General features: G+C 60.2%; 17 protein-coding genes. 9 read left to right on the top strand and 8 right to left on the bottom strand.

The annotated features are described in order from the left end of the window. Positions 1-140: 140 nt before the first annotated feature. The 5 genes from OHL20_RS01810 (at position 141) to OHL20_RS01790 (ending at position 7453) form a co-directional block, all read left to right on the top strand. Positions 141-1070: a VOC family protein gene (locus OHL20_RS01810; protein WP_263381508.1), complete on the top strand. Its 930-nt coding sequence runs from the start codon at positions 141-143 to the stop codon at positions 1068-1070. 253 nt (positions 1071-1323) lie between these two features. Continuing rightward, positions 1324-3060 (top strand): peptide-N4-asparagine amidase, encoded by a 1737-nt coding sequence (locus tag OHL20_RS01805; RefSeq protein ID WP_263381507.1) that lies wholly within the window; start codon positions 1324-1326, stop codon positions 3058-3060. An 84-nt stretch (positions 3061-3144) separates the two neighbouring features. Then, complete coding sequence (queG, locus tag OHL20_RS01800) at positions 3145-4242, top strand: tRNA epoxyqueuosine(34) reductase QueG (RefSeq protein WP_263381506.1); 1098 nt, start codon at positions 3145-3147, stop codon at positions 4240-4242. Between the two features lie 99 nt (positions 4243-4341). Further along, the gene (locus tag OHL20_RS01795) at positions 4342-5280 is read left to right on the top strand and encodes a YihY/virulence factor BrkB family protein (RefSeq protein WP_263381505.1); all 939 of its coding nucleotides are present in this window, start codon (positions 4342-4344) and stop codon (positions 5278-5280) included. 7 nt (positions 5281-5287) lie between these two features. After that, positions 5288-7453, top strand: a complete 2166-nt coding sequence (locus tag OHL20_RS01790; protein WP_263381504.1) for a PP2C family protein-serine/threonine phosphatase — start codon at positions 5288-5290, stop codon at positions 7451-7453. Between the two features lie 263 nt (positions 7454-7716). Here the strand turns inward: OHL20_RS01790 and OHL20_RS01785 are convergent, their stop codons facing one another. From OHL20_RS01785 to OHL20_RS01765, 5 genes are all read right to left on the bottom strand, one after another. Further along, entirely contained in the window at positions 7717-8958 is a 1242-nt protein-coding gene (locus OHL20_RS01785) for a YncE family protein (RefSeq protein WP_263381503.1), read from the bottom strand. 583 nt (positions 8959-9541) lie between these two features. Continuing rightward, a complete protein-coding gene (locus OHL20_RS01780; protein ID WP_263381502.1) occupies positions 9542-10288 on the bottom strand; it encodes a cytochrome c biogenesis protein in 747 nt (248 codons plus the stop codon). A 64-nt stretch (positions 10289-10352) separates the two neighbouring features. Continuing rightward, positions 10353-11036 carry a heme exporter protein CcmB gene (locus OHL20_RS01775; RefSeq protein ID WP_263381501.1) on the bottom strand — a complete coding sequence of 228 codons (684 nt, stop codon included), beginning with the start codon at positions 11034-11036 and terminating at the stop codon, positions 10353-10355. Continuing rightward, on the bottom strand, positions 11033-11524 hold the full coding sequence (gene ybaK, locus OHL20_RS01770) for a Cys-tRNA(Pro) deacylase (protein ID WP_263381500.1): 492 nt from the start codon (positions 11522-11524) through the stop codon (positions 11033-11035). The genes OHL20_RS01775 and ybaK overlap by 4 nt, the downstream gene beginning before the upstream one ends. Continuing rightward, entirely contained in the window at positions 11521-12264 is a 744-nt protein-coding gene (locus tag OHL20_RS01765) for an ABC transporter ATP-binding protein (RefSeq protein WP_263381499.1), read from the bottom strand. The genes ybaK and OHL20_RS01765 overlap by 4 nt, the downstream gene beginning before the upstream one ends. Positions 12265-12321: 57 nt before the next feature. On the opposite strand from OHL20_RS01765, the gene OHL20_RS01760 reads away from it, so the two are divergent. Then, on the top strand, positions 12322-13755 hold the full coding sequence (locus OHL20_RS01760; protein WP_263381498.1) for a M20/M25/M40 family metallo-hydrolase: 1434 nt from the start codon (positions 12322-12324) through the stop codon (positions 13753-13755). Between the two features lie 6 nt (positions 13756-13761). Here the strand turns inward: OHL20_RS01760 and OHL20_RS01755 are convergent, their stop codons facing one another. Together OHL20_RS01755 and OHL20_RS01750 are read right to left on the bottom strand one after the other, a co-directional pair. Continuing rightward, complete coding sequence (locus OHL20_RS01755; RefSeq protein WP_263381497.1) at positions 13762-14217, bottom strand: cytochrome c maturation protein CcmE; 456 nt, start codon at positions 14215-14217, stop codon at positions 13762-13764. Positions 14218-14271: 54 nt separating this feature from the next. Beyond that, positions 14272-15156 carry an SGNH/GDSL hydrolase family protein gene (locus tag OHL20_RS01750; RefSeq protein ID WP_263381496.1) on the bottom strand — a complete coding sequence of 295 codons (885 nt, stop codon included), beginning with the start codon at positions 15154-15156 and terminating at the stop codon, positions 14272-14274. Positions 15157-15400: 244 nt separating this feature from the next. On the opposite strand from OHL20_RS01750, the gene thiC reads away from it, so the two are divergent. Genes thiC through OHL20_RS01735 form a run of 3 tightly spaced genes read left to right on the top strand, consistent with a single transcriptional unit; the run spans position 15401 to position 17300 of the window. Beyond that, positions 15401-16894 (top strand): phosphomethylpyrimidine synthase ThiC, encoded by a 1494-nt coding sequence (gene thiC / locus OHL20_RS01745; RefSeq protein WP_263384927.1) that lies wholly within the window; start codon positions 15401-15403, stop codon positions 16892-16894. Between the two features lie 23 nt (positions 16895-16917). Continuing rightward, positions 16918-17181: a response regulator gene (locus OHL20_RS01740; RefSeq protein ID WP_263381495.1), complete on the top strand. Its 264-nt coding sequence runs from the start codon at positions 16918-16920 to the stop codon at positions 17179-17181. Then, positions 17178-17300 (top strand): hypothetical protein, encoded by a 123-nt coding sequence (locus OHL20_RS01735; RefSeq protein WP_263381494.1) that lies wholly within the window; start codon positions 17178-17180, stop codon positions 17298-17300. The genes OHL20_RS01740 and OHL20_RS01735 overlap by 4 nt, the downstream gene beginning before the upstream one ends. 4 nt (positions 17301-17304) lie before the next feature. On the opposite strand, the gene OHL20_RS01730 is transcribed toward OHL20_RS01735, so the two are convergent. After that, complete coding sequence (locus tag OHL20_RS01730) at positions 17305-19473, bottom strand: M28 family metallopeptidase (protein WP_263381493.1); 2169 nt, start codon at positions 19471-19473, stop codon at positions 17305-17307. Positions 19474-19510 lie beyond the last annotated feature (37 nt).

Here is a 19510-nt window from a genome sequence, read left to right as displayed (position 1 = left end):
CACTCGTTCGCGCACCAGTATACGGTTCCGGAGAAGTAGCGTTTCATGCCAGCGATCGCCGACTCATGCTACCGTTCTCGAACGAACCTTGCCGTCATATCCGGCACTGCTCGCTCCACAAATCAAAAGTGAGTCTCCCGATGATGATCTCTCTCAAGCGCCTCGCCCTTGTCGCCTCCTGCGCCACCCTCAGCCTCACAAGTCTCTTTGCTCAGCAAAAGCGTCCAGCCATCACCGGCATCTCCCACATGTGCGTCTTTGCGAGTGACCCGGCAGCCTCCGAGAACTTCTACGGGCACGTACTCGGCGGCGTCAAAGCTCCCGACCCCCAGTCCGCGGAAGGCAAGCGCTTCTACTTCAGCGCCACGCAATTCGTCGAGGTCCTTCCGCTTCCAGCCGACCACTCCATCAGCCGCATCGGTTGCGTCGCCTTCATCACCACCGACGCCCCTGCACTGCACTCCTACCTCAAAGCTCACGGCACCGACCCAGGCGCGCCCGTCGCCCTGGCCAGTGACGGCAGCCACTGGTTCAGCACCAAAGATCCTGAGGGCAACGTCGTCCAGTTCGTTCAGCCCGGCCACGCTCCTTCGCTCGCGGGCGGCAAGCCCATCGGCACCCACGTCATCCACGTCGGCTTCCTCGTCCACGACAAGGCCGCCGAAGACCGCTTCTACAAAGACCTCCTCGGCTTCAAACCCTACTGGTTTGGAGCGATGCAGCCCGACAAGGTCGACTGGATCTCAGCACAGGTCCCCGACGGTCACGACTGGCTTGAGTACATGATGGTCGGCGACGGCTCCACCACGCCCATCGCGAAGGTCGATCAGCGAGAGCTTGGCGTCCTCAACCATTTCTCCATCGGTGTCCCCAACATGGAGCAGGCCATCCAAACCCTCTACAAAGAGGACCGCCTCAGCCCCCGCCACGACGGGCCCCAGATGGGCAAAGACGGCAAGTGGCAAGGGAACCTCTACGACCCCGACATGACCCGCGTCGAGTTGATGGAGTTTCAACCCGTCATGAAACCCTGCTGCTCCGGCTTCACAGCAGAAAGCCCAACCCACTAGCCTAAGATCGGGCGGGGTGGAGTGAGCGCCACAAATTCGTGGCTCTCATTCCACCCCTCCCAAAACAGACTTCATCTCGTCCGAAGCAACGCGAAGTGGAGAGACCCCGCATCGTGTTTTTGCCCTGGTTGTCGTTCCCGAAGGGCATCTGTGTTCATCCCCTCAACTGTCTTCCTGAGCGCGTCCGAAGAACCAACTTCCCACAACAACACCTGTGATATCGTGCCGCCATCACCCCTGAAAGGAAGTGTCTGTGCAGATCCTCACCAGCTCTCGCCGTCTTCTCGTCTCTTCAAGCCTCCTGCTCCTCGCCGCCGGTGCAGCCTGCGCCCAGGTCGTCGTCGTTCCGCCGACCCTGCAGATCGGTTCGTCCAACCCCGCCACCGCCGAGCCGCCAGTTACCAGGCCCTCCACCACCCCTTGCGTCGTCCCTCTGCTCACCAATCAGGAGTTCGGCGACTACAGCGGTAAGCCGATGAGCTTCACCCCACCCACCTCCTGCCACGGCCCCTGGGCAAAGATCGTCCTCACCGCCGACTTCACCGTCACCGCCGGTCGCCAGTTCGACCGCACCGCGCAGCTCTACCTCGGCAACACCAACATCTTCTACGGCACCACCGCCGAGCCTCGCAGCGCCCTCAGCCCCTCCTGGCACATTGAGCGCGACGTCACCGACCTCTCCGCTCTCCTCAAAACTCCGCAGACCGGCCAGGCCATCGTCTACAACATCGTCAACTCCACCTATACCGGCATCATCTACGGCAACGCCGCGCTCGAGTTCTACCCGGCCTCCTTCGCCGCACTTGCCCCAGCCGTCCCTGACCTCGTCATCCCCATCAGCTCCGTAGAAAACGCAGGCGTCATCACGCCCATCGTCAACAACGCGGGCACCCTCAACACCACCGCCGACCAGCTCACCCAGACCCTCACCCTCCCGCGCAACGTCACCCGCGCTTACCTCGACGTCATCTCCCAGAGCCAGTCAACCGATGAGTTCTGGTACCTCAACGTCCCGAACGATCAAACCGGTAACCTCGAGGCATACGGCAACACGCCCTTCCGCGAGACCGAGATTACCATCGACGGCAAGTCCGCAGGCGTGGCCCCGGTCTACCCATGGATCTTCACCGGCGGCCTCGACCCCTACCTCTGGGAGCCCATCACCGGCGTCCAGACCCTCAACTTCAAGCCCTACCGGGTCGACCTCACCCCCTTCGCCGGCCTCCTCAACGACGGCAACCAGCACACCGTCGGCGTCAGCGTCTACAACGCCAACAGCTACTTCCTCGCCACCGCCACCCTGCTCGTCTACACCGACCACTTCAAGTCGCAGGTCAACGGAGCTCTCGTCAGCAACACCCTCACCCCACCTGAGCCCACCGTCGTCGAGAAGCTGACCACAACCTCCGCCGGCGTCACCACCGGCACCATCACCGTAGCCTCCGCGCGAAAGTTCGCCATCAAGGGCTACGTCGAAACCTCCCTCGGTCGCATCGAAACCACCGTCGAGCAGAAGGTCGACTTCAACAGCACCGGCACCTTCAACGTCAACGCAAAGATCGGCGCACCTGAGATCCAGAACATGGTCCAGACCAGCACCGTCGATGCCAACACCACCACACGCGACGGATTCCTCGTCGAGCAGGACCACAAGACCATCTCCTTCCCGCTCACCCTCGACTACTCCTTCCTCCTCAACTCCGACGGCACCCAGACCCAGGTCGTCACCTCCGACCAGAAGAACATCCTCAACGAAACCAAGAGCCTCGACGGCTTCCTCCTCTACGAGAGCAAGACCAGGGAAGCGGTCAACTCCACAGACACCCTCCAATTCACCGCTGCCGGAGCCCTGAGCGCCGCTGGCATAGGTAAGACCACCGCCACCTACAAGAGCAGCGATACCCTCGGCAACTGCTATAGCCGTACCCTCACCGCCGCCAACCAGAAGCTCACCGGCGTCACCAACGACAAGGCCTGCAAAAACCAGTAGCCTCACCGCCGCACACGAGGGTTCAGCACCCGCTGGACCCTCGTTCTCCCCCAGACGTGTTCCTATAAAGTCATGGAAGCCCCCATGCCAGCCGAGTGGACCCCAACCCTCCACCAGCGCGTGCTCGAACTAGCCGCATCCGCGGGCTTCGACACCACCGGCATCGCCTCCGCCACAAGCACCGGCACCGAGACCGCCGAGCGCTTCACCACCTGGGTCGCCGCCGGCCACGCAGGCGAGATGGACTACCTCAAGCGCCGCGACGAGCAGGGAACCCTCCTCCGCACCGCCGTCCAGGTCGCCATCCCCTGGGCCCGCTCCATCATCGTCTGCGCCATCAACTACAACGCCGACGCCCCCCGCTCCATCGACCCCGCACCCGACACCACCGGCTGGATCGCCCGCTATGCATGGTCTGGAAAAGATTCCGAACCCTCCGACTACCACGATGACCTCCTGGCCCGTCTCCGCCAAATCGAAGCAGGCCTGCTGCAGCAAACCACCTGCGAGACCCGCTGCTACGTCGACACCGGCCCCCTCATCGAGCGCAGCTATGCCGCAAAGTCCGGAGTAGGCTGGGTCGGCAAGAACACCTGCATCCTCAACCAGCAACTCGGCTCCTGGCTCCTCCTGGGCGTCATCGTCACCTCGCTAGCCCTTCCCGAATCCGTCATTTCGCTCGAGGCACAAGACCGCTGCGGCTCCTGCACCCGCTGCATCGACGCCTGCCCCACCAACGCCCTCATCGCCCCCCACCAGATGGACGCCTCCCTCTGCATCGCCTACCTCACCATCGAGAAAAAAGGTACCATCCCCGAATCCCTCCGCCCCCTTATAGGCCGTCAGGTCTTCGGCTGCGACATCTGCCAGGACGTCTGCCCCTGGAACCGCAAAGCCCCCATCGCCTCGGGCAAGGGAACCGGACCCCTTCCCGAACTCATCAATCCAGCCCTCGAATGGCTCGCCCAGATGGACGCCGCCACCTTCAAGCGCCACTTCAAAGGCTCCCCCCTCGAACGCACCAAACGCCACCGCCTCCACCGCAACGTTGCCATCGCCATGGGCAACAGCGGCAACCCAGCCTTCCTCCCCCAACTCGAGGCCTGGCAGACCAGCGAAGACCCGATCCTCGCCGAGCACGCTCAATGGGCTATCAAGCAACTTATAAAACTGTCATCCTGAGCGAGGCGAAGAACCTCCGCATTTTGCTTTTGCTTGTACCGCCCCCCGAGTCTTCCCCTTGCCCCACCCTGTTAGCATCGGTTAGACAAACTACAGCCCATGCCGTCCATAGTTTCCCAGCCCGCACCACCACCCCCCGAACCGAAGGACCTCGTCACGCCAGACGTCCCGGTAGAAGACCTGCGCCCCACCGTTCGCCGCAACGGCCTCTGGAGCCAGTTCGTCGCCCTCTTCTGTTACATGATCAAGACCGAGGTCCACACCTATGCCTTCTCGGTCGCAGCAAACGTCATCTTCTCGCTCTTCCCCTTCATCGTTCTCCTGCTCACCATCTGCCGCCAGGTCCTCCACTCCCGCGCCATGGAGTCGGTCGTCGCCGACCTGATGAAGAGCTTCCTCCCCGTCGGTCAGGACTTCGTCATGCGCAACATGGCCATGCTCGCCCATCCGCGCAAGGGCACCCAACTCTTCTCGCTCGTCATGCTCCTCGTCACCTCGACCGGCGTCTTCCTTCCCCTCGAAGTTGCCCTCAATAGCGTCTGGGGAGTCAAAGAGAACCGCTCCTACCTCCGCAACCAGATCGTCTCCATCGGCCTCGCCTTTGCCGTCGGCGCACTCGCCATGGCCTCCGTCGCCCTCACGGCCGGTCACACCACCGTCATCACGTGGATCTTCTTCGGCCACACCGACAACGTCGTCTTCCGCTACTTCGCCTACAGCGCCATGAAGATCTTCGCTGGCATCGCCAGCATCCTTCTCTTCTTCCTTATTTATTGGGTTCTGCCCAACCGCTCCGTCCCGGCCCGCGCCGTCCTCCCCACGGCCATCGTCGTCGGCCTCCTCTGGGAAGGAGCAAAACACCTCTACATCCTCGCCCTCCCGTGGCTCGACTTCCAGTCCGTCTACGGTCCCTTCTATATATCGGTAGGCCTCATGATGTGGGCCTTCCTCTCCGGCCTTCTGCTTCTCGCCGGAGCACACTTTTCGGCGACCCGTTATACCCTCCGACTGGCACGCCAGGCTGAGCAGGAGGGCTGACCGAAGCATGCCGAACTCGATCCGCGCAACCCTGCAGAGCTTGTTCCAACGCACCCCCCACGACGGCCTCGCCGGAGCCGCCCTCTGGCTTGTCGTCTCCTTCTTCCTCTCCTGGCTTCTCACCTTCGTCCGGGGAGCCATCGGGACCTTCTTCGGCGTCCTTCAGATCCTCATCGTCATCGCCCTCGCCTGCGTTGCCATCCCGCTCCTCGTCCGCTTCATCCGCAACCGCATGCTCTGGAGCCTCCGCAACAAGCTCATCCTTACCTACCTGCTCATCGGCCTCGCGCCCGTCGTCCTCGGCATCACCCTCGTCACCATCTCGGCCTACATCGCCGCCGGCCAGTTCTCCATTCACCTCGCCGACACCCGCGTCCAGGCCGAACTCGACCAGATGAGCGCCGATAACTCCGCCCTCGTCGCCCGCATCGTGCCCATCTTCGGCCTCAAGTCAGACTCGGAATCAAGATCTCGCTCGCAGGATCTCAGCGACTCCGAGCGCGCCGCCGCCAGCACCATCAAAGGCCCACGCCTCCACCGCCACCTCGAAGCCTTCGTCAACGGCACGCCCTTTACCCTGCCCACCTCCTCCGCCCACCCCACCGTACCCCTCGGGCTGCCAGCCTGGGCAGTCGACCTAAAGAACGGTAGCTTCCGTTCGCTCGTCCTCGACGGTGGCGATACCTATCTCGTCGCCGTCAACCAGCAACGCCTCGCCGATGGCCGCCTCTTCACCCTCCTCAGCAGTCTCCCCGTCGATAGCGGCGTCATGGACTTCATCTCCGACGGCCTGGGTCGCGCTGCTATCTCCTCCGAGAAAACGGCAGAAGAGGTCTTGGCTTCCAATCGCAAAAAAGAGCGGCCTTTCTCGTCGCGCTCCCACCTCGTCTCCGGCGGAACCCAGCCACCCTCACTCAACGTCATTGATATCCCCGTCCACTTCTTCTCCACCCTCGCCGTCACCGATTGGGAGACAGGCAAGTCCGACGGCGTTCCCATCAACGTCGACTCCCGCCCGTCGCTCCTCTACCTTCAGCTCTTCGGAGCCTCGCTGGGCGGCATCGTCACCTCCACCATCCGCGTTGGGCTTATCGTCCTCTGCATCATCTTTACCCTGATCGAACTCCTCGCCCTCGTCATGGCCATGCGCATGAGCCGCACCATGACCGCCTCCGTCCACGACCTCTACGAGGCCACCCTCTCCATCGACCGAGGCGACCTCCATCACCGCATCGCCGTCTCCCGTACCGACCAGCTGGCCGAGCTCAGCCGCTCCTTCAACCGCATGACCGTCTCCCTCCAGCGCCTCCTCGAAGAGCAGCAGGAGAAAGAGCGCCTCCAGAACGAACTCTCCATCGCCCAGGAGGTCCAGGCCAACCTCTTTCCCACCGCAGTCCGCGACCTGCCCACCCTCGAACTCCACGGTGTCTGCCGCCCCGCACGCTCCGTCAGCGGTGACTACTACGACTTTCTCGTCTTCTATAAAGATGACCTCGAAGCCTCTGAGAAGCGAGTCGAGACCGGCGTCGGCATTGCCCTCGGCGACATCAGCGGCAAGGGAATCTCTGCCGCCCTCCTTATGGCTACCCTCCACTCCGCCGTCCGTGCCTATCGGTTTGCCAGCGAAGCGGTGGTCTACTCTGCTTCCTCCGTAGCCGGGCTAACCGCCAGCCGCGACGGTCGCTCCGGCGACTCCGGCGAACTCTTCGAGTCCCCCGGCCGCATCATGTCGCTCCTCAACCGTCACCTCTATCGCAGCACCCAGCCTGAGAAGTACGCCACCCTCTTCCTCGCCCACTACGACGCCGCCTCCGCCTGGCTCACCTACTCAAACGCCGGCCAGTTACCGCCCTTTCTCCTGGGCCGCGACAACTCCATCCGCCGCCTCGACTGCGGGGGCACCGTCGTCGGCCTCATGGACGGCATGCAATACGAAGAAGGTCGCTTCAGGATGAGCGTCGGCGACATCCTCATCGCCTACTCCGACGGCGTCACCGAACCCGAAAACGACTTTGGCGACTTCGGCGAAGAACGCCTTATCGAGGTAGTCACCCGCTATCGCGACGAGCCGCTCCACATCATCTCCGCCCAGGTCATGCAGGCCCTCGACGCCTGGATCGGAGCCGACGAACAGCCCGACGACATCACTCTCGTCCTCGCCCGTCAGCTCTAACCCACTAGGGAGGCTTTAACCCACCCCAGCACGGTCATCTTGAGCGAAGTCGAAGAAGCTGCGGTCGCTTTTGGCTTTCGCCCTCGCTGGGAATTTTGCACCTATCAATCAGTCAGACCGGTCCTCACCTCACCTCAAAACAAAGTGCGTCCCCCGTGTAGATAACCACCTTTACTTTGAATGCTTTACGAACAAAATCAAGACTTTACAGACTTCCTGTACTTTCGCCTTTAGAATGAACACTTTAGGACCTGGGAAGGAAATTACTTACCCTGCATAGCCTTCACCACAATCCCGTTAGGAGACCCACCCGCAGGCATGATCGTGAACAGCGCAGCACCCTGCTTGCCCTGTGTCCGGATCACCGAAACATCGCCCGAGTGAGCGTCCGTAGCCAGTAGCAGGTGCTCATCTGCCGAGAAGGCCAGAACATCTGGAGCCGACCCCGTATGGATGCTGGCCTCAACCCGCCCATCATCGATGCTGTACAGGCTGATCGAGTCCGACCCGAAGTTCGTCACCCAGAGCGTCCCATTGTCCGCGCTGACGATCCCCCCATTAGGCTTTGTCCCGATCATCGTCGTCCCGCCAACCTCATTGGTCCCCGTAGCGATCTCCGAGATGCTGTCCGACCCGAAGTTCGACACGAAGATCTCGCCCCCATCCGGCTTCAGCGCGAGGTGAACCGGTGTAGTCCCCACATCGAGAAGCGTCAGAAACCGATCCGTCAGCAGGGAAGCATCATGCTTCGCCGCCCACGATCCAGCCTCCGCCGCAAGCCCCACGGCCATCACCTGGTGCCCCCCCGAGCAAGCCACAAAGGCCTTCGAAGAGTCCGGCAGGATCGCCACGTCCGTAGCACCTGGACACCCCGAAAAGCTCGCACGAAGCCGCAGTTGCGGGCTGGCCCTTACATCCTCCCCCACCGCAAAGACCGACACACTCCCACTCCCGCGGTTGCTCACCACCAGCGTCCGCGAGTCAGGCGAGATCTTCGCCACCCCCGGCTGCTCCCCGGCTCCGACCGTAGCCAGAACTCGCCGATGCTCCAGGTCAATCACACTCACGCTGTTAGCCGCGGAATTAGCCACAAACCCTCGCTGCCCGGCCGCATCCACGCTGATGAAGTAAGGCTGACGCCCCACCGGAATCGTCGCCACCACATCGTTTTTCACCGTGTCGATCACCGACACCGAACCTGACTGCGAGTTGACGACATACACCTCATCCCGAACCGGATTCACCGCAAGCCCGGACGGATTGCCCCCCACGCGCACCGTCCGATCCTGCCGCAGATACACAAGGTCCAGAATGCTGACGGTGTTGTTCGCCCCATTGCTCACATAGGCAAACTCGCGATAGCCATTCGGAACGTCAGGAAACCCCGAGCGTCGACACCCCACACTCGCAAGCAACAAGAGCGGCGCTGCAGCAGCCAAGTATTTGGAGGTGAAGCAGTTGGATCGGGGAATCGTCACTTCTGCGAGTCTAGCGATGGTAGCCACCACCCGCAAGCCTGCCGCTAGTTCTCAAGCGTTGAAGGACGATCAGCCTCGTTGCAATACGGCGACTTCTCGTCAACTTGGCATCAGCCTGTGGATGGCAGGCGCGCCATCCACTCGTGAGGCGGCAGCTCTGCCGATACAGCACGATTGGAATCCGCCCATAACGTATAACCTTGTGGTCATGTAGGGGGACAAGCCTCGGCATACACTTCCCCTCTGCCATTTATCCGGCATCAAGATGCATACGCCCCCACAAAGGCTTTATGAGCACTTCGCGATGCTAGAAAGATATGAGCTTTCGCGAAACCTTTTGTCCGGAGCAGGGTTCGACCAACTGAGGCGTAACGTCCTTGAGCGACGAACGCGTCATCAGTAGCCCTCCTCGGACAACGAAGCCGAGACGATTTGTCGCGGCTTCGTTGCTTTTTTGCAGCTTGGAGAGTCTAGCTACGCGGCTTCTTTGAGAGTCGCCAGTTCCACGCAACCCAACCGAAATACCCGCCCTGAAGTAAAAAGACCACAGCATACGAGGCGAGCAGATGTCGACTTTCCATCGTGCTCAGGCTGAAGAAACTGTGCCAGGTCATTGTGCCAACTCCAGCGATGCTTCAAGTGCATTCAGCGCGGCATCCTGCTCTGCAAGCTGTCGACGTCGTTCAAGTGCAAACCGAAAGCCACAAAGGAAGATGCCCCAGGCTGCCCAAGCCACGATATTCCACACGAAGGCAGGCATCATCGACTTATCGATTCCAGAGTCCGGGCCACCGCCAAAGACCGGCGCAGGATGCTGCGTCCGCCACCAACGAATGGACATATACACGATTGGCACATCCACTGCCGCGAAGATCGAAAGCACTGCAGCCAGCGTAGAAGTTTGTCCAGTCGCCGAAAGTCGGCGCGTAATCAGGTAGGCCACATAAAGCAGCCAGAGCAGCAGCATACTGGTCAGTCGCGGATCCCACGTCCACCAGATACCCCACACAGCGCGACCCCAGATGCTGCCGGTGATCAAACAGATACTCGAATAGATAACAGCCACTTCAGCCGAGGTCACGGCTAGCGCATCAGCGGTCAAAGCCTTCAAAGGATCGCGCCGTCTCCAGTAAAGGAACGCCAGCGAAGCCGCAAAATTGATGTAGGGGAACAGCAGGCTCAGCATGGCGGTAGGGACGTGATAGTAAAACGTCCGGCCTACATCGCCCTGATTGGCATCTGTTGGAGACAGAAAGATAGCCTGCCGAAAACCGATCGCAAGCACGGCAAGCGTCATCAGAAACCAGGAGATCCCGACGAGTTGCATAGAACTGACCGTCTGTGGGCGCTGCTGCATAATGCGTCTAGTTTACGCGCGTTCCGGGCTGCATAGCGTCAGAATGTCCGCTATTCGGCAGCCTTCATTCGGCGCTGAGCACAGTATCGAACAAGAGCAGGCACACGATCGTAAAGATCAAGTCATACCCCGCCAGCAATCGAATCCACGACCCGATCTGAATTGGGTCGAGCTCCGCCGTCAGAATCCCGGTAGCCGCCTGGATCATCGCCAGCAGCGCCGGTAAAGAGATCGGCAGCAGTACCAGCGGCAACATCAACTCTCGATTCCTCGTCCGCAAGCCGAGTGCCGCAAAAAACGTCCCATTGCACACCAGCGCCCAAGTCCCCAGAGGCATCACCGCCGCCAGCAGCCACACATTGCCCAGCGCATGCAGGTTGTAGAAGATGATGAAGAGCGGCGCCAGCACAGCCTCGACCAGCGACACGAACAGCATATTCGCCAGCACTTTGCCCAGAAACAGCGTCGATGGTGGCGAGGGAGCCATGCGTTGGGCGTCCAGCACATGGTTACGCTGCTCCCGGGTCCATGCCTGGTTCAGGGCCGTAATCGTCGCAAAGAGGATCGCCACCCACAGAATTCCGCCCGCAATTCGCCGTGACTCCGCAGCCGTCGGCTCAAACGCCAGGCTGAAGACGATCACCACAAGCAGCGCGAAGAACAGCATCCCATTGATCGAATCGCGCGAGCGCCACTCCAGTCGCAGATCCTTCCGCAGGTGATCGAGCACATGGCGCAGGTACGTCATCGCGTCACAGCCTTGGTCAGGTCTGCCACAGAAGCCTCAGCCGCCCGCAGGTAGTCCGCCGGAGCCATAACCAATTGCAATCCCCGCAACCCAGCTGATACCGAGATTACGTCAAACAGCTCAATCGTCTCGTCGGCAAACGCCGGAAAGGCTTTCTTCGCGCCCATCACCGTGACGCCGCCACGCACGTAGCCCGTCAGCGGCTCAACCTCTTTCAGCGAGGCAAGCTCCGCCTTCTTCGCACCAGCGGCAATCGCAAGCTTCTTCAGGTCCAGCTCCTCATTTCCGGGAATCACTGCAAAGACGTGCCCGCCCGGAGCCGTGTCTGAAAGCAACGTCTTGAAGACCTGCTCTGCCGGCATGCCAATCTTCTTTGCAACCGAGATCGCCGTCAGATCCTCAAGGTCCACCTCGTATGGCCTCAGCTCATACGCAATCCCAAGCGAGTCCAGCAGCCGTGCAGCGTTCGTCTTTCCATGAGTCTTCATTGGTGCGACATCACCCGCGCATCCACCCCAACCACCTGCCCCGCCCGCATCGTCACCGTCACATCAGCCAGCGGATCGGCAAGCCGAGCCTGATGCGTCGTCATCACAATAGTCCGTTTGCCCCCACCAGCAACGGGCCAGGTCCTGAAGTCCGTCAGCAACTCCACCATGTGCCCTGCCGAGCCCACATCGAGATTGGAGAAGGGTTCATCCAGCAGCAGCAACTCAGGATCAGCCTGCAGCACCCGGGCCAGCGACGTACGCTGACGCATTCCCTGCGAGTATTGCCCGACCGGCCGCGTCAGCTTCGGATCCATCCCCACTGCCCGCAGCGCCATCTCCGGACTCGCCACACAGTCACATCCCTCATCACGGTGCAGGGAGGCGAAGTACTTTAGATTCTCCATCGCCGAAAGCTCGTCGTAGAGCATCGGTGCATGGCTCATGTAGGCAATACGCCGGCGCTGTTCCTGCGGTGAGCCTCCGAAGGTCGTCACCGTGCCGCGAGTTGGTGTAATCAGCCCGGCAATCAGGCGCAGCAGCGTCGATTTTCCAGCGCCATTCTCGCCCAGCACAACCGTGCAGCTTCCTGCAGCAAGCTCGAGCGAAACACTCCGCAACGCCGCGAAGGTCCCATAGATCTTTGAAGCTTGGGTCAGAGCGACAACTGTCGATGCCGCATCAGGCGGTTTTGCGACCACAGCTTTGCCCATCCCGGCCTTGCAGAAAACTGGTTCCATGCGTTGCCCCGTCTTCATGCGAGTATAAAGCGAACCCCTCTCAAGGATGTCGCTCCCATGAATCGACGCACTGTGCTCCTGTTTCCCGCCCTGGCCGTCATCCTCCTTGCGCCCCTGCTGACCGCGCAGCAACTCGGCCCGGCGGACCGTCAACTGGCGCGCTCCATCTTTCAGGAAGTGATCGAAATCAACTCCAGCGACTCTGTTGGTAGCACCACGCTCGTTGCTGAGGCCATGCGCAAACGCCTCCTTGACGCCGGCTTTCCCGCAGCCGATCTCGTTATCCTCGGGCCGACCGCACGGAAGGGCAACCTGATCGTCCGCTACCGAGGTAGGCCCGGAAGCACCCTCAAGCCCATCCTCATCATCGGCCACACCGACGTCGTCGAGGCCCGCCGCGAGGATTGGACCACCGACCCCTTCAAATTCATCGAGAAGGATGGCTACTTTTACGGTCGCGGCACCCAGGACATGAAGGACTCCGACGCCATCATCGTCACTGACTTCATCCGTCTCAAGAAGGATGCTTACGTCCCCGATCGCGACATCATCCTTGCCCTTACCGCCGATGAGGAGGGCGGTAAATCGAACGGTGTCGATTGGCTGCTCAGGAATCATCATGACCTCATCGACGCTGAGTTTGTCCTCAACCCAGATGCTGGCGGTGTCGATCTCGACAACGGCAAACCCGTCGGCATGGACGTCGAAGCCACCGAAAAGCTCTACGCCGACTTCGAGATCACAGCAACCAACCCAGGCGGCCACAGCTCGCTCCCTGTTCCCGATAACGCCATTTATCACGTAGCCAACGCGCTGGTCCGACTCGAGCGCAGCCCGTTCCCCTTCGAGCTCAACGCTGTCACGCGCGCCTACCTCGAAGAGATGGCAAAGCTCGTACTCGCGAAGGCAGCAGACATCCATGCCATCCTGCAAACACCAGCCGATACAGCAGCCGAGGCCCGCCTCGCAACCGATCCCACCTACAACGCGATCTTTCGAACCACCTGCGTCGCCACAATGCTCAAGGGCGGCCACGCGCCTAACGCTCTTCCAGCGATGGCCCAGGCGAATGTCAACTGCCGCATTCTGCCCGGTCATTCGCAGGAAGAAATCCGCAAGAAGCTGATCGCGATCTTCGCCGACCCAAGCCTCGTCGTGAAGTATAAGACTGATGCAGGTGAGGTCTTTGACGTGGCTCCGGACCGCAAAGCTCTCCCACCACCGCCTGTTCGCGCTGATGTTGTTGAGTCATTGAAGCAGGTGGTCGCCCAGATATTTCCGGGTATTCCGATCATCCCCGAGATGGAATCGGGCGCCAGCGACAGCATCTATACGATGGCCGCGGGCATCCCCAGCTATGGCATCAGCGGAGTGGGTATCGATCGCAACGACTTCCGCGCCCACGGTAAAGACGAGCGTCTCCGCACCGAGTCCTTCTACACCGGCGTGCAGTTTTACTATCTTTATCTGAAGGCGCTTACAGCAAAGTAGAAGAGGCTACCGGGTGGCGGGCAGGACAACGCTCGCCGCAGTAGTCGGTTTCAGGGGCTTCAGGTCGGCAGGCGCATACTTCGAGGCGCACTTGGCTTGCAATTGGGTCGCATGGAAGACGCCATCTCGTCCATAGGTTCCGACCGCCAGCGCCTGCGCATCGTCCTTAAAAGTGTCCGGTGGTGGCTCCGTACCCTGGTACACCACGTCAAGTTTGTTGCCTTGCTCAAGCAGTACGAAGTGTGCATTCGCGCCCGCTCTGTGGATGCTACCCGGCGCTACATTGCCAGCAACCCGCAGATGACGCACGTAAGCTTTATCGCCCATGCCGTGCAATTCGTGAATCGTCACGTAGTAGCTCTTGTTGTCCCGAACGCCGGTGACGGCGAGATAGCCAACAATGGCGAGAATAGCGACAGTCGCAAGAATGATCTTGATCGGGCTCTTCGATGCAATGCTCATGGCCACTTCAGTTTAGTCCATTCAGCCATACCTGCGCAGGATGGACTTGCAGGGCTATTCCGGGAGAGCATTCTCGACAGTCACCGCCAGGAAAGCATGTCCGAATACCGTCGGATGTTCCGCGTCCCAGAACAGTGTATGGTCCGGATCGAGGCAGACGGCGTTCGTAAATGGGTTCAGGCAGGGAACTGTGATGTTGGTGAAGCCAAAGTGAGTCGCATCGGCAGCAACGGCATGCAGCAAGCCGAAAAAATCCATTCGCCGAATGTGGATTCCCTCGATCAACTGCTCAGCCCCAAGCAGGATGTCCAACGACTGGTTTGTCGCCACGCTCGCCGCCGTTGCAAAGCTTGCATCCAGCTGTCCGGCCGGTGTTTGTCCGATATCCAACAGCGTCGAAATCAGGAACTTCTTCGCTCCAGCCTGGCGCAGTAACAATTCACTTTCGGCGATACCGATTGCAATCTGGAAGCCCAAGCTCTGCGGCGATCCACTCGTCGCATCCAGAATGTCGTTCCCGCCCCCCTCGAGAATGTACAGGGCCTTGGGATCAGCCTTGCCGCCATGCTGACTCAGGTAGAGCGCGACCTGCTGGGGCACGCTCGGGATCGTCCCTGAGGGCGTAACCTTTGCTGCCGTGACCAGCGCACCGCCGAAGGCATAGTCTGTGCCGCCAGCCAGTGCGGGCGTCATGGGCAAACCGAGAGAACTCGCCACATGCTCCACCCAAAGCGGACCGTTTGAGAAGCGGCCGTTGTAATACGGCGGAGAGATCGGCTCCGCGCCCTTGGTTGCAAGATAGATGTTCCCCACATCGCACAAGCTGTCGCCAAACACATAGATAGCGTCGTAAAAAGGCTTCGCTGCGTGCGCGGTAACCGAGGCAAATGCAAGCAGGACGACCGCTGCGCATAGCCGGAAAGAACGTTGGATCAACATATTGAAATCCTCAAAAAGCGGCTGTATGAGTGGCTCAGGTGCAGCATGGATGTTCAGGATGAAAAGCAATTTAACTGCAAACAAGCGCAAAGTAAACAGGTTTTGCAAAGATCTACATACCATCCATTCAGCATCCATCCTGTCCATCGGCACCTCTCATCGAACAACCGTCCGGCGTATACTCAAGCCATCGCGCTATCCGAATCGTGCGAGACAAATCTAGCATCAGGAGTAGCGCATGAGCATGAACGGCCACGCGAACGGCAACGGATCTTCGACAAACGGCAACGGCCACGCAGACGGAAATGACTATGCCGTACCTGCTCCTCGCACGGAGTGGATCGTCAAGCGCAAGGCCGAAGCCGCACGCACCGGCGACACGAACATGAGCCAGATGCACTTCGCGCGCCTGGGGCAGATTACGGAAGAGATGGCCTTCGTTGCCCACAAGGAGAAGATCTCCCCTGAACTCGTTCGCTCCGAGATCGCCAAGGGAACCATGATCATCCCTGCTAACATCAATCATCCCGAACTTGAGCCCATGGCCATCGGCGTCGAGTCGCTCTGCAAGATCAACGCTAATATCGGCAACTCTGCCATCACGTCGAACGTCGACGAAGAGCTTCGCAAACTCCACACCGCCGTCCACTTCGGCGCAGATACGGTGATGGACCTCTCGACCGGCGGCGATATCCCGATGATCCGTCAACAAATCATTCGTCACTCACCCGTTCCTATCGGCACCGTGCCGCTCTACGAAGCGCTGAGCCGCGTCAAGAAGGTGGAAGACCTCAACATCGACCTCTACCTCGAGGTCATCGAAGAGCAGGCCCAGCAGGGCGTCGACTACTTCACCATCCACGCCGGTGTCCTCATTGAGTACGTTCCCATGGTCGCCAAGCGCATCACCGGCATCGTTAGCCGCGGTGGCGCCATCCTCGCCCAGTGGATGACTTCCAATCACAAGCAGAACTTCCTCTACGAGAACTTTGACCGCATCACCAAGATCATGGCGAAGTACGACGTCAGCTATTCACTCGGCGACGGCCTACGTCCCGGCTGCCTCGCCGACGCCTCCGACGAAGCCCAGTTTGCCGAACTCAAGACCCTCGGGGAACTTACCCGTCAGGCATGGAAGTCCGACGTGCAGGTCATGATCGAAGGTCCTGGCCACATTCCGATGGATCAGATCAAGCTTCAGGTTGATAAGGAAGTCGAGCTTTGCGACGGCGCTCCGTTCTACGTCCTCGGTCCACTCGTTACTGACATCGCTCCCGGCTACGATCACATCACCTCCGCCATCGGCGCAGCCATGATCGGCTGGCACGGCGCAGCCATGCTCTGCTACGTTACTCCGAAGGAGCACCTTGGCCTGCCCAACGAGAAGGACGTCAAGGACGGCATCATCGCCTACAAGATCGCCGCTCATGCCGCCGATGTAGCGCGTCATCGTCCCGGTGCCCGCGACCGCGACGACGCTATCTCCCACGCTCGCTACACCTTCGATTGGGATAAGCAATTCGCCCTGTCGCTCGACCCAGAAACCGCTCGTGGTATGCACGACGAGACGCTGCCTGATGACTACTATAAGGAAGCCGCCTTCTGCTCCATGTGCGGTCCGAAGTTCTGCTCCATGAACTGGTCCAGCAAGGTCGACAAATTTAACGAGTCAGAGTTCGGCCTCAAAAAGCCGGATCTCACCCAGATCATGACCGAGCAGATGGCCCTCCGCAACTAGCATCTACCACCGGTGGCGAATCCATGATTGCAAGAGATAACCGCCCAACAATTCTGCTCGTCTGCTCAGATCAGGTTTTGCGCATGGTCCTCAAGGAAGTCCTTGAGGACCAGCAATTCAATGTTATTACTGCGGCCGGTCTCAGTGTTGTAGTCGACCGACTAAAACAAGTTCAGCCGGACTTGATGATCATGCGACCTTATCTCAACAGCATCGCCGGTCATGAGGCCGCGGTCTGTCTCCGCACGAAAAGTCCGGGAATGCGCGTCCTGATGGTCGGGGTATGATCGACGACGACCGCATGCGCTACCGCGACACCCTCCACAAGTTCGATATCTTCCCCAAACCGTTTACCGCCGCAGACTTAATTGCGAAGGTTAATCAGGTTCTGAATACCCCGCTCTAGCAACCTACTTCTTCGCTGCGGTCTCCAGAATCACCGCCGCCCGATTCAGTGCATCAGCCAGCGAACCAAGCTGCCCTTGCGTTCGGGCAGCATCCGGCACATCGATCCCTTCGTTCACCCCTGGGATGACCACCGCCGCATATCCGGTAAACTCTCCCGGCGCATAGATCGAATGCTTGTACCAAGGCCTCATCGGCAAACCCACTGGGTTTAGGAGCGCACCTTCTGCCGCTCGAAGGGCAATATTAAGCGCTGCAGCATCGGCGGGAGGATTCTCCTGCACGGTGCGGATTGCCTCCCCGGCACTCGCAAGGCGTCTAGCTGCGGTCTCTGCAACAGTGAAGTTCACATCCAGCTTTGCCTTGTCCGCACGGTCCTCAGCCGCATCCAGGTAGCTGACGATCTCTTCGCCATAAAATCCGTAGTCATATGGCAGCACATCCGCATCGGCCATATGCAGCACCTCAAGCCCGAACACCCGGGCCTGCTGCTGTTCATACACAAATGTCGGATCGGCAAACTTGATAAACCAGTTGTAGTTATCGAAGACCGAGTGATACACCCCATACGGTCCGCTCGACCCGATATCCGTCGAAGGCACACCAGCGTGCTGCAGAAAGGGCGTGTAATCCGAACCGGACCCGAGATCTCCGACCTTCACCTCCTGGCTATTCTCCCCGCCTACGGTAGAGCGGCTCTTGTTGCCGCGCCGCTCATGCTTTTCCTCCTGATCCGCCTTCCATTGGTCGTAGACCGTTCCGCCAGCCGGACTCGGCACCTCTTTGGCGACCTCGCGCACAAATTCCTTCAATGACGGCACCGCATTTGCACTGAACGACGGCCCGGAAACCGCCACATCGGTGTTGAAGTAAGCGACCGCGCGCGCAAGGTCGACGCCATGCTGCTCCACCCACTCGGTTGAGCCGATCAGCCCCTCTTCCTCGGCATCCCAGCTTCCAATAACGATCGTTCGTCTTGGCTTCCAGCCTTGCTGCAAGAGGGTGCCCAGCCCATGGACCATCTCCAGCATCGCCGCCGTCCCGCTATTTGGATCTACCGCGCCATAGACCCAGGCGTCGCGATGGTTTCCCGCCACCACCCATTGCGCCTTTGTATCCGTTCCCGGAATTGTGCCGATCACATCCCAGATCGTACGCAACTGGCTATCCTGTACCAGCTTCATGTGCACCGTCACCTTGTCGCCGCCAAGGTGATAGGTGAAGGGAAGCGCACCCTGCCAATCCCGGGGCGACTCAGGCCCACCCATCGCCTCCAGGATCGGCCCCGCATCTTTATACGAGATCGGATTCACCGGGATACTCGGCTGATCCGGCTGGCTCGCCGCCATCTTCTCCGGCGTCAATCGCCGCGATGCAGGCAGATCGAGCGTCGACGCGATCCCCGGCGTCTCGGGATCGCCCGGGTAGATCGGCAGGAACTGGACGGACCCACGCTGCACCCCCGACTCAGGCCGATACGGCCCCTTCGGATAGGTGTCGCCCTTAAAATAACCGTCGTCCGCAGGGTCCGAGTAGATGAGCACGCCCTTCGCACCGTACTGCTGTGCGATGTACGCTTTCACCCCGCGAAAGTTCTGCCCATAACGCACCAGCACGATCTTGCCCCGAACACTGACTCCCAGCTCCGCCAGCTTCTTAAAGTCGGCAAGGCTGCCGTAGTTCGCGTAGACGACGTCACTCGTTACTTCCCCCGACGGTGAAGATCCATTGAATGCCGGCAGCACACGCGCGTCGTCCTGGTACGGGTCGCCGCCGTCCTTTGCTGGATCGACATGCTCTGGCGTCGGGCCTGAAAGGATCTTCTTGCCCGTCGAATCAAATGCCTCCACCAGCACGCTTACCGGCTTATTCATCCGCACCCGGTAAGGCACAATCTCCGTCTTCAGACCAGCCGCCTTGAACTTGCCTGCGACGTAAACAGCAGTCGCATAGTCCTCAGGCGAGCTCGCCCAGTGTGGTGCCGCCGTCAGCGTCTTGAGGTGTTCTCCAGCCAGCTTCGGATCGGGAATCGCCATAAATATGGCATCCCATTTCGCCTGCTGGGTGAAGTCCCGATAGCCAAAAACAGAGGTGGTGGAAGGAGCAGTCGCTTGACCACTGGCAACAGCAGTGGCAAGCGGCAGAAGGCAGGCAAGCCTGCGAAAAAGAGTCACAGGCGTGCCTCGGTCATCGATTTAAGTTGAAAAGAGG

The sequence above is a fragment of the Granulicella arctica genome (assembly GCF_025685605.1).
In the GTDB taxonomy this organism is placed as follows: Bacteria; Acidobacteriota; Terriglobia; order Terriglobales; family Acidobacteriaceae; genus Edaphobacter; species Edaphobacter arcticus.
Note: the sequence above shows the minus strand (reverse complement) of the source record. Positions and strands in the feature narration are given on the sequence as shown.

What these genes read in the sequence shown, in the direction of transcription:
- OHL20_RS01780 (WP_263381502.1), bottom strand. Translation starts at nt 10,288, where the DNA reads ATGCAGCAGCGCCCACAGACGGTCAGTTCTATGCAACTCGTCGGGATC.
- OHL20_RS01735 (WP_263381494.1), top strand. Translation starts at nt 17,178, where the DNA reads ATGATCGACGACGACCGCATGCGCTACCGCGACACCCTCCACAAGTTC.
- OHL20_RS01765 (WP_263381499.1), bottom strand. Translation starts at nt 12,264, where the DNA reads ATGGAACCAGTTTTCTGCAAGGCCGGGATGGGCAAAGCTGTGGTCGCA.
- OHL20_RS01795 (WP_263381505.1), top strand. Translation starts at nt 4,342, where the DNA reads ATGCCGTCCATAGTTTCCCAGCCCGCACCACCACCCCCCGAACCGAAG.
- thiC (WP_263384927.1), top strand. Translation starts at nt 15,401, where the DNA reads ATGAACGGCCACGCGAACGGCAACGGATCTTCGACAAACGGCAACGGC.
- OHL20_RS01775 (WP_263381501.1), bottom strand. Translation starts at nt 11,036, where the DNA reads ATGACGTACCTGCGCCATGTGCTCGATCACCTGCGGAAGGATCTGCGA.
- OHL20_RS01790 (WP_263381504.1), top strand. Translation starts at nt 5,288, where the DNA reads ATGCCGAACTCGATCCGCGCAACCCTGCAGAGCTTGTTCCAACGCACC.
- ybaK (WP_263381500.1), bottom strand. Translation starts at nt 11,524, where the DNA reads ATGAAGACTCATGGAAAGACGAACGCTGCACGGCTGCTGGACTCGCTT.
- OHL20_RS01750 (WP_263381496.1), bottom strand. Translation starts at nt 15,156, where the DNA reads ATGTTGATCCAACGTTCTTTCCGGCTATGCGCAGCGGTCGTCCTGCTT.
- OHL20_RS01740 (WP_263381495.1), top strand. Translation starts at nt 16,918, where the DNA reads ATGATTGCAAGAGATAACCGCCCAACAATTCTGCTCGTCTGCTCAGAT.
- OHL20_RS01755 (WP_263381497.1), bottom strand. Translation starts at nt 14,217, where the DNA reads ATGAGCATTGCATCGAAGAGCCCGATCAAGATCATTCTTGCGACTGTC.
- queG (WP_263381506.1), top strand. Translation starts at nt 3,145, where the DNA reads ATGCCAGCCGAGTGGACCCCAACCCTCCACCAGCGCGTGCTCGAACTA.
- OHL20_RS01760 (WP_263381498.1), top strand. Translation starts at nt 12,322, where the DNA reads ATGAATCGACGCACTGTGCTCCTGTTTCCCGCCCTGGCCGTCATCCTC.
- OHL20_RS01810 (WP_263381508.1), top strand. Translation starts at nt 141, where the DNA reads ATGATGATCTCTCTCAAGCGCCTCGCCCTTGTCGCCTCCTGCGCCACC.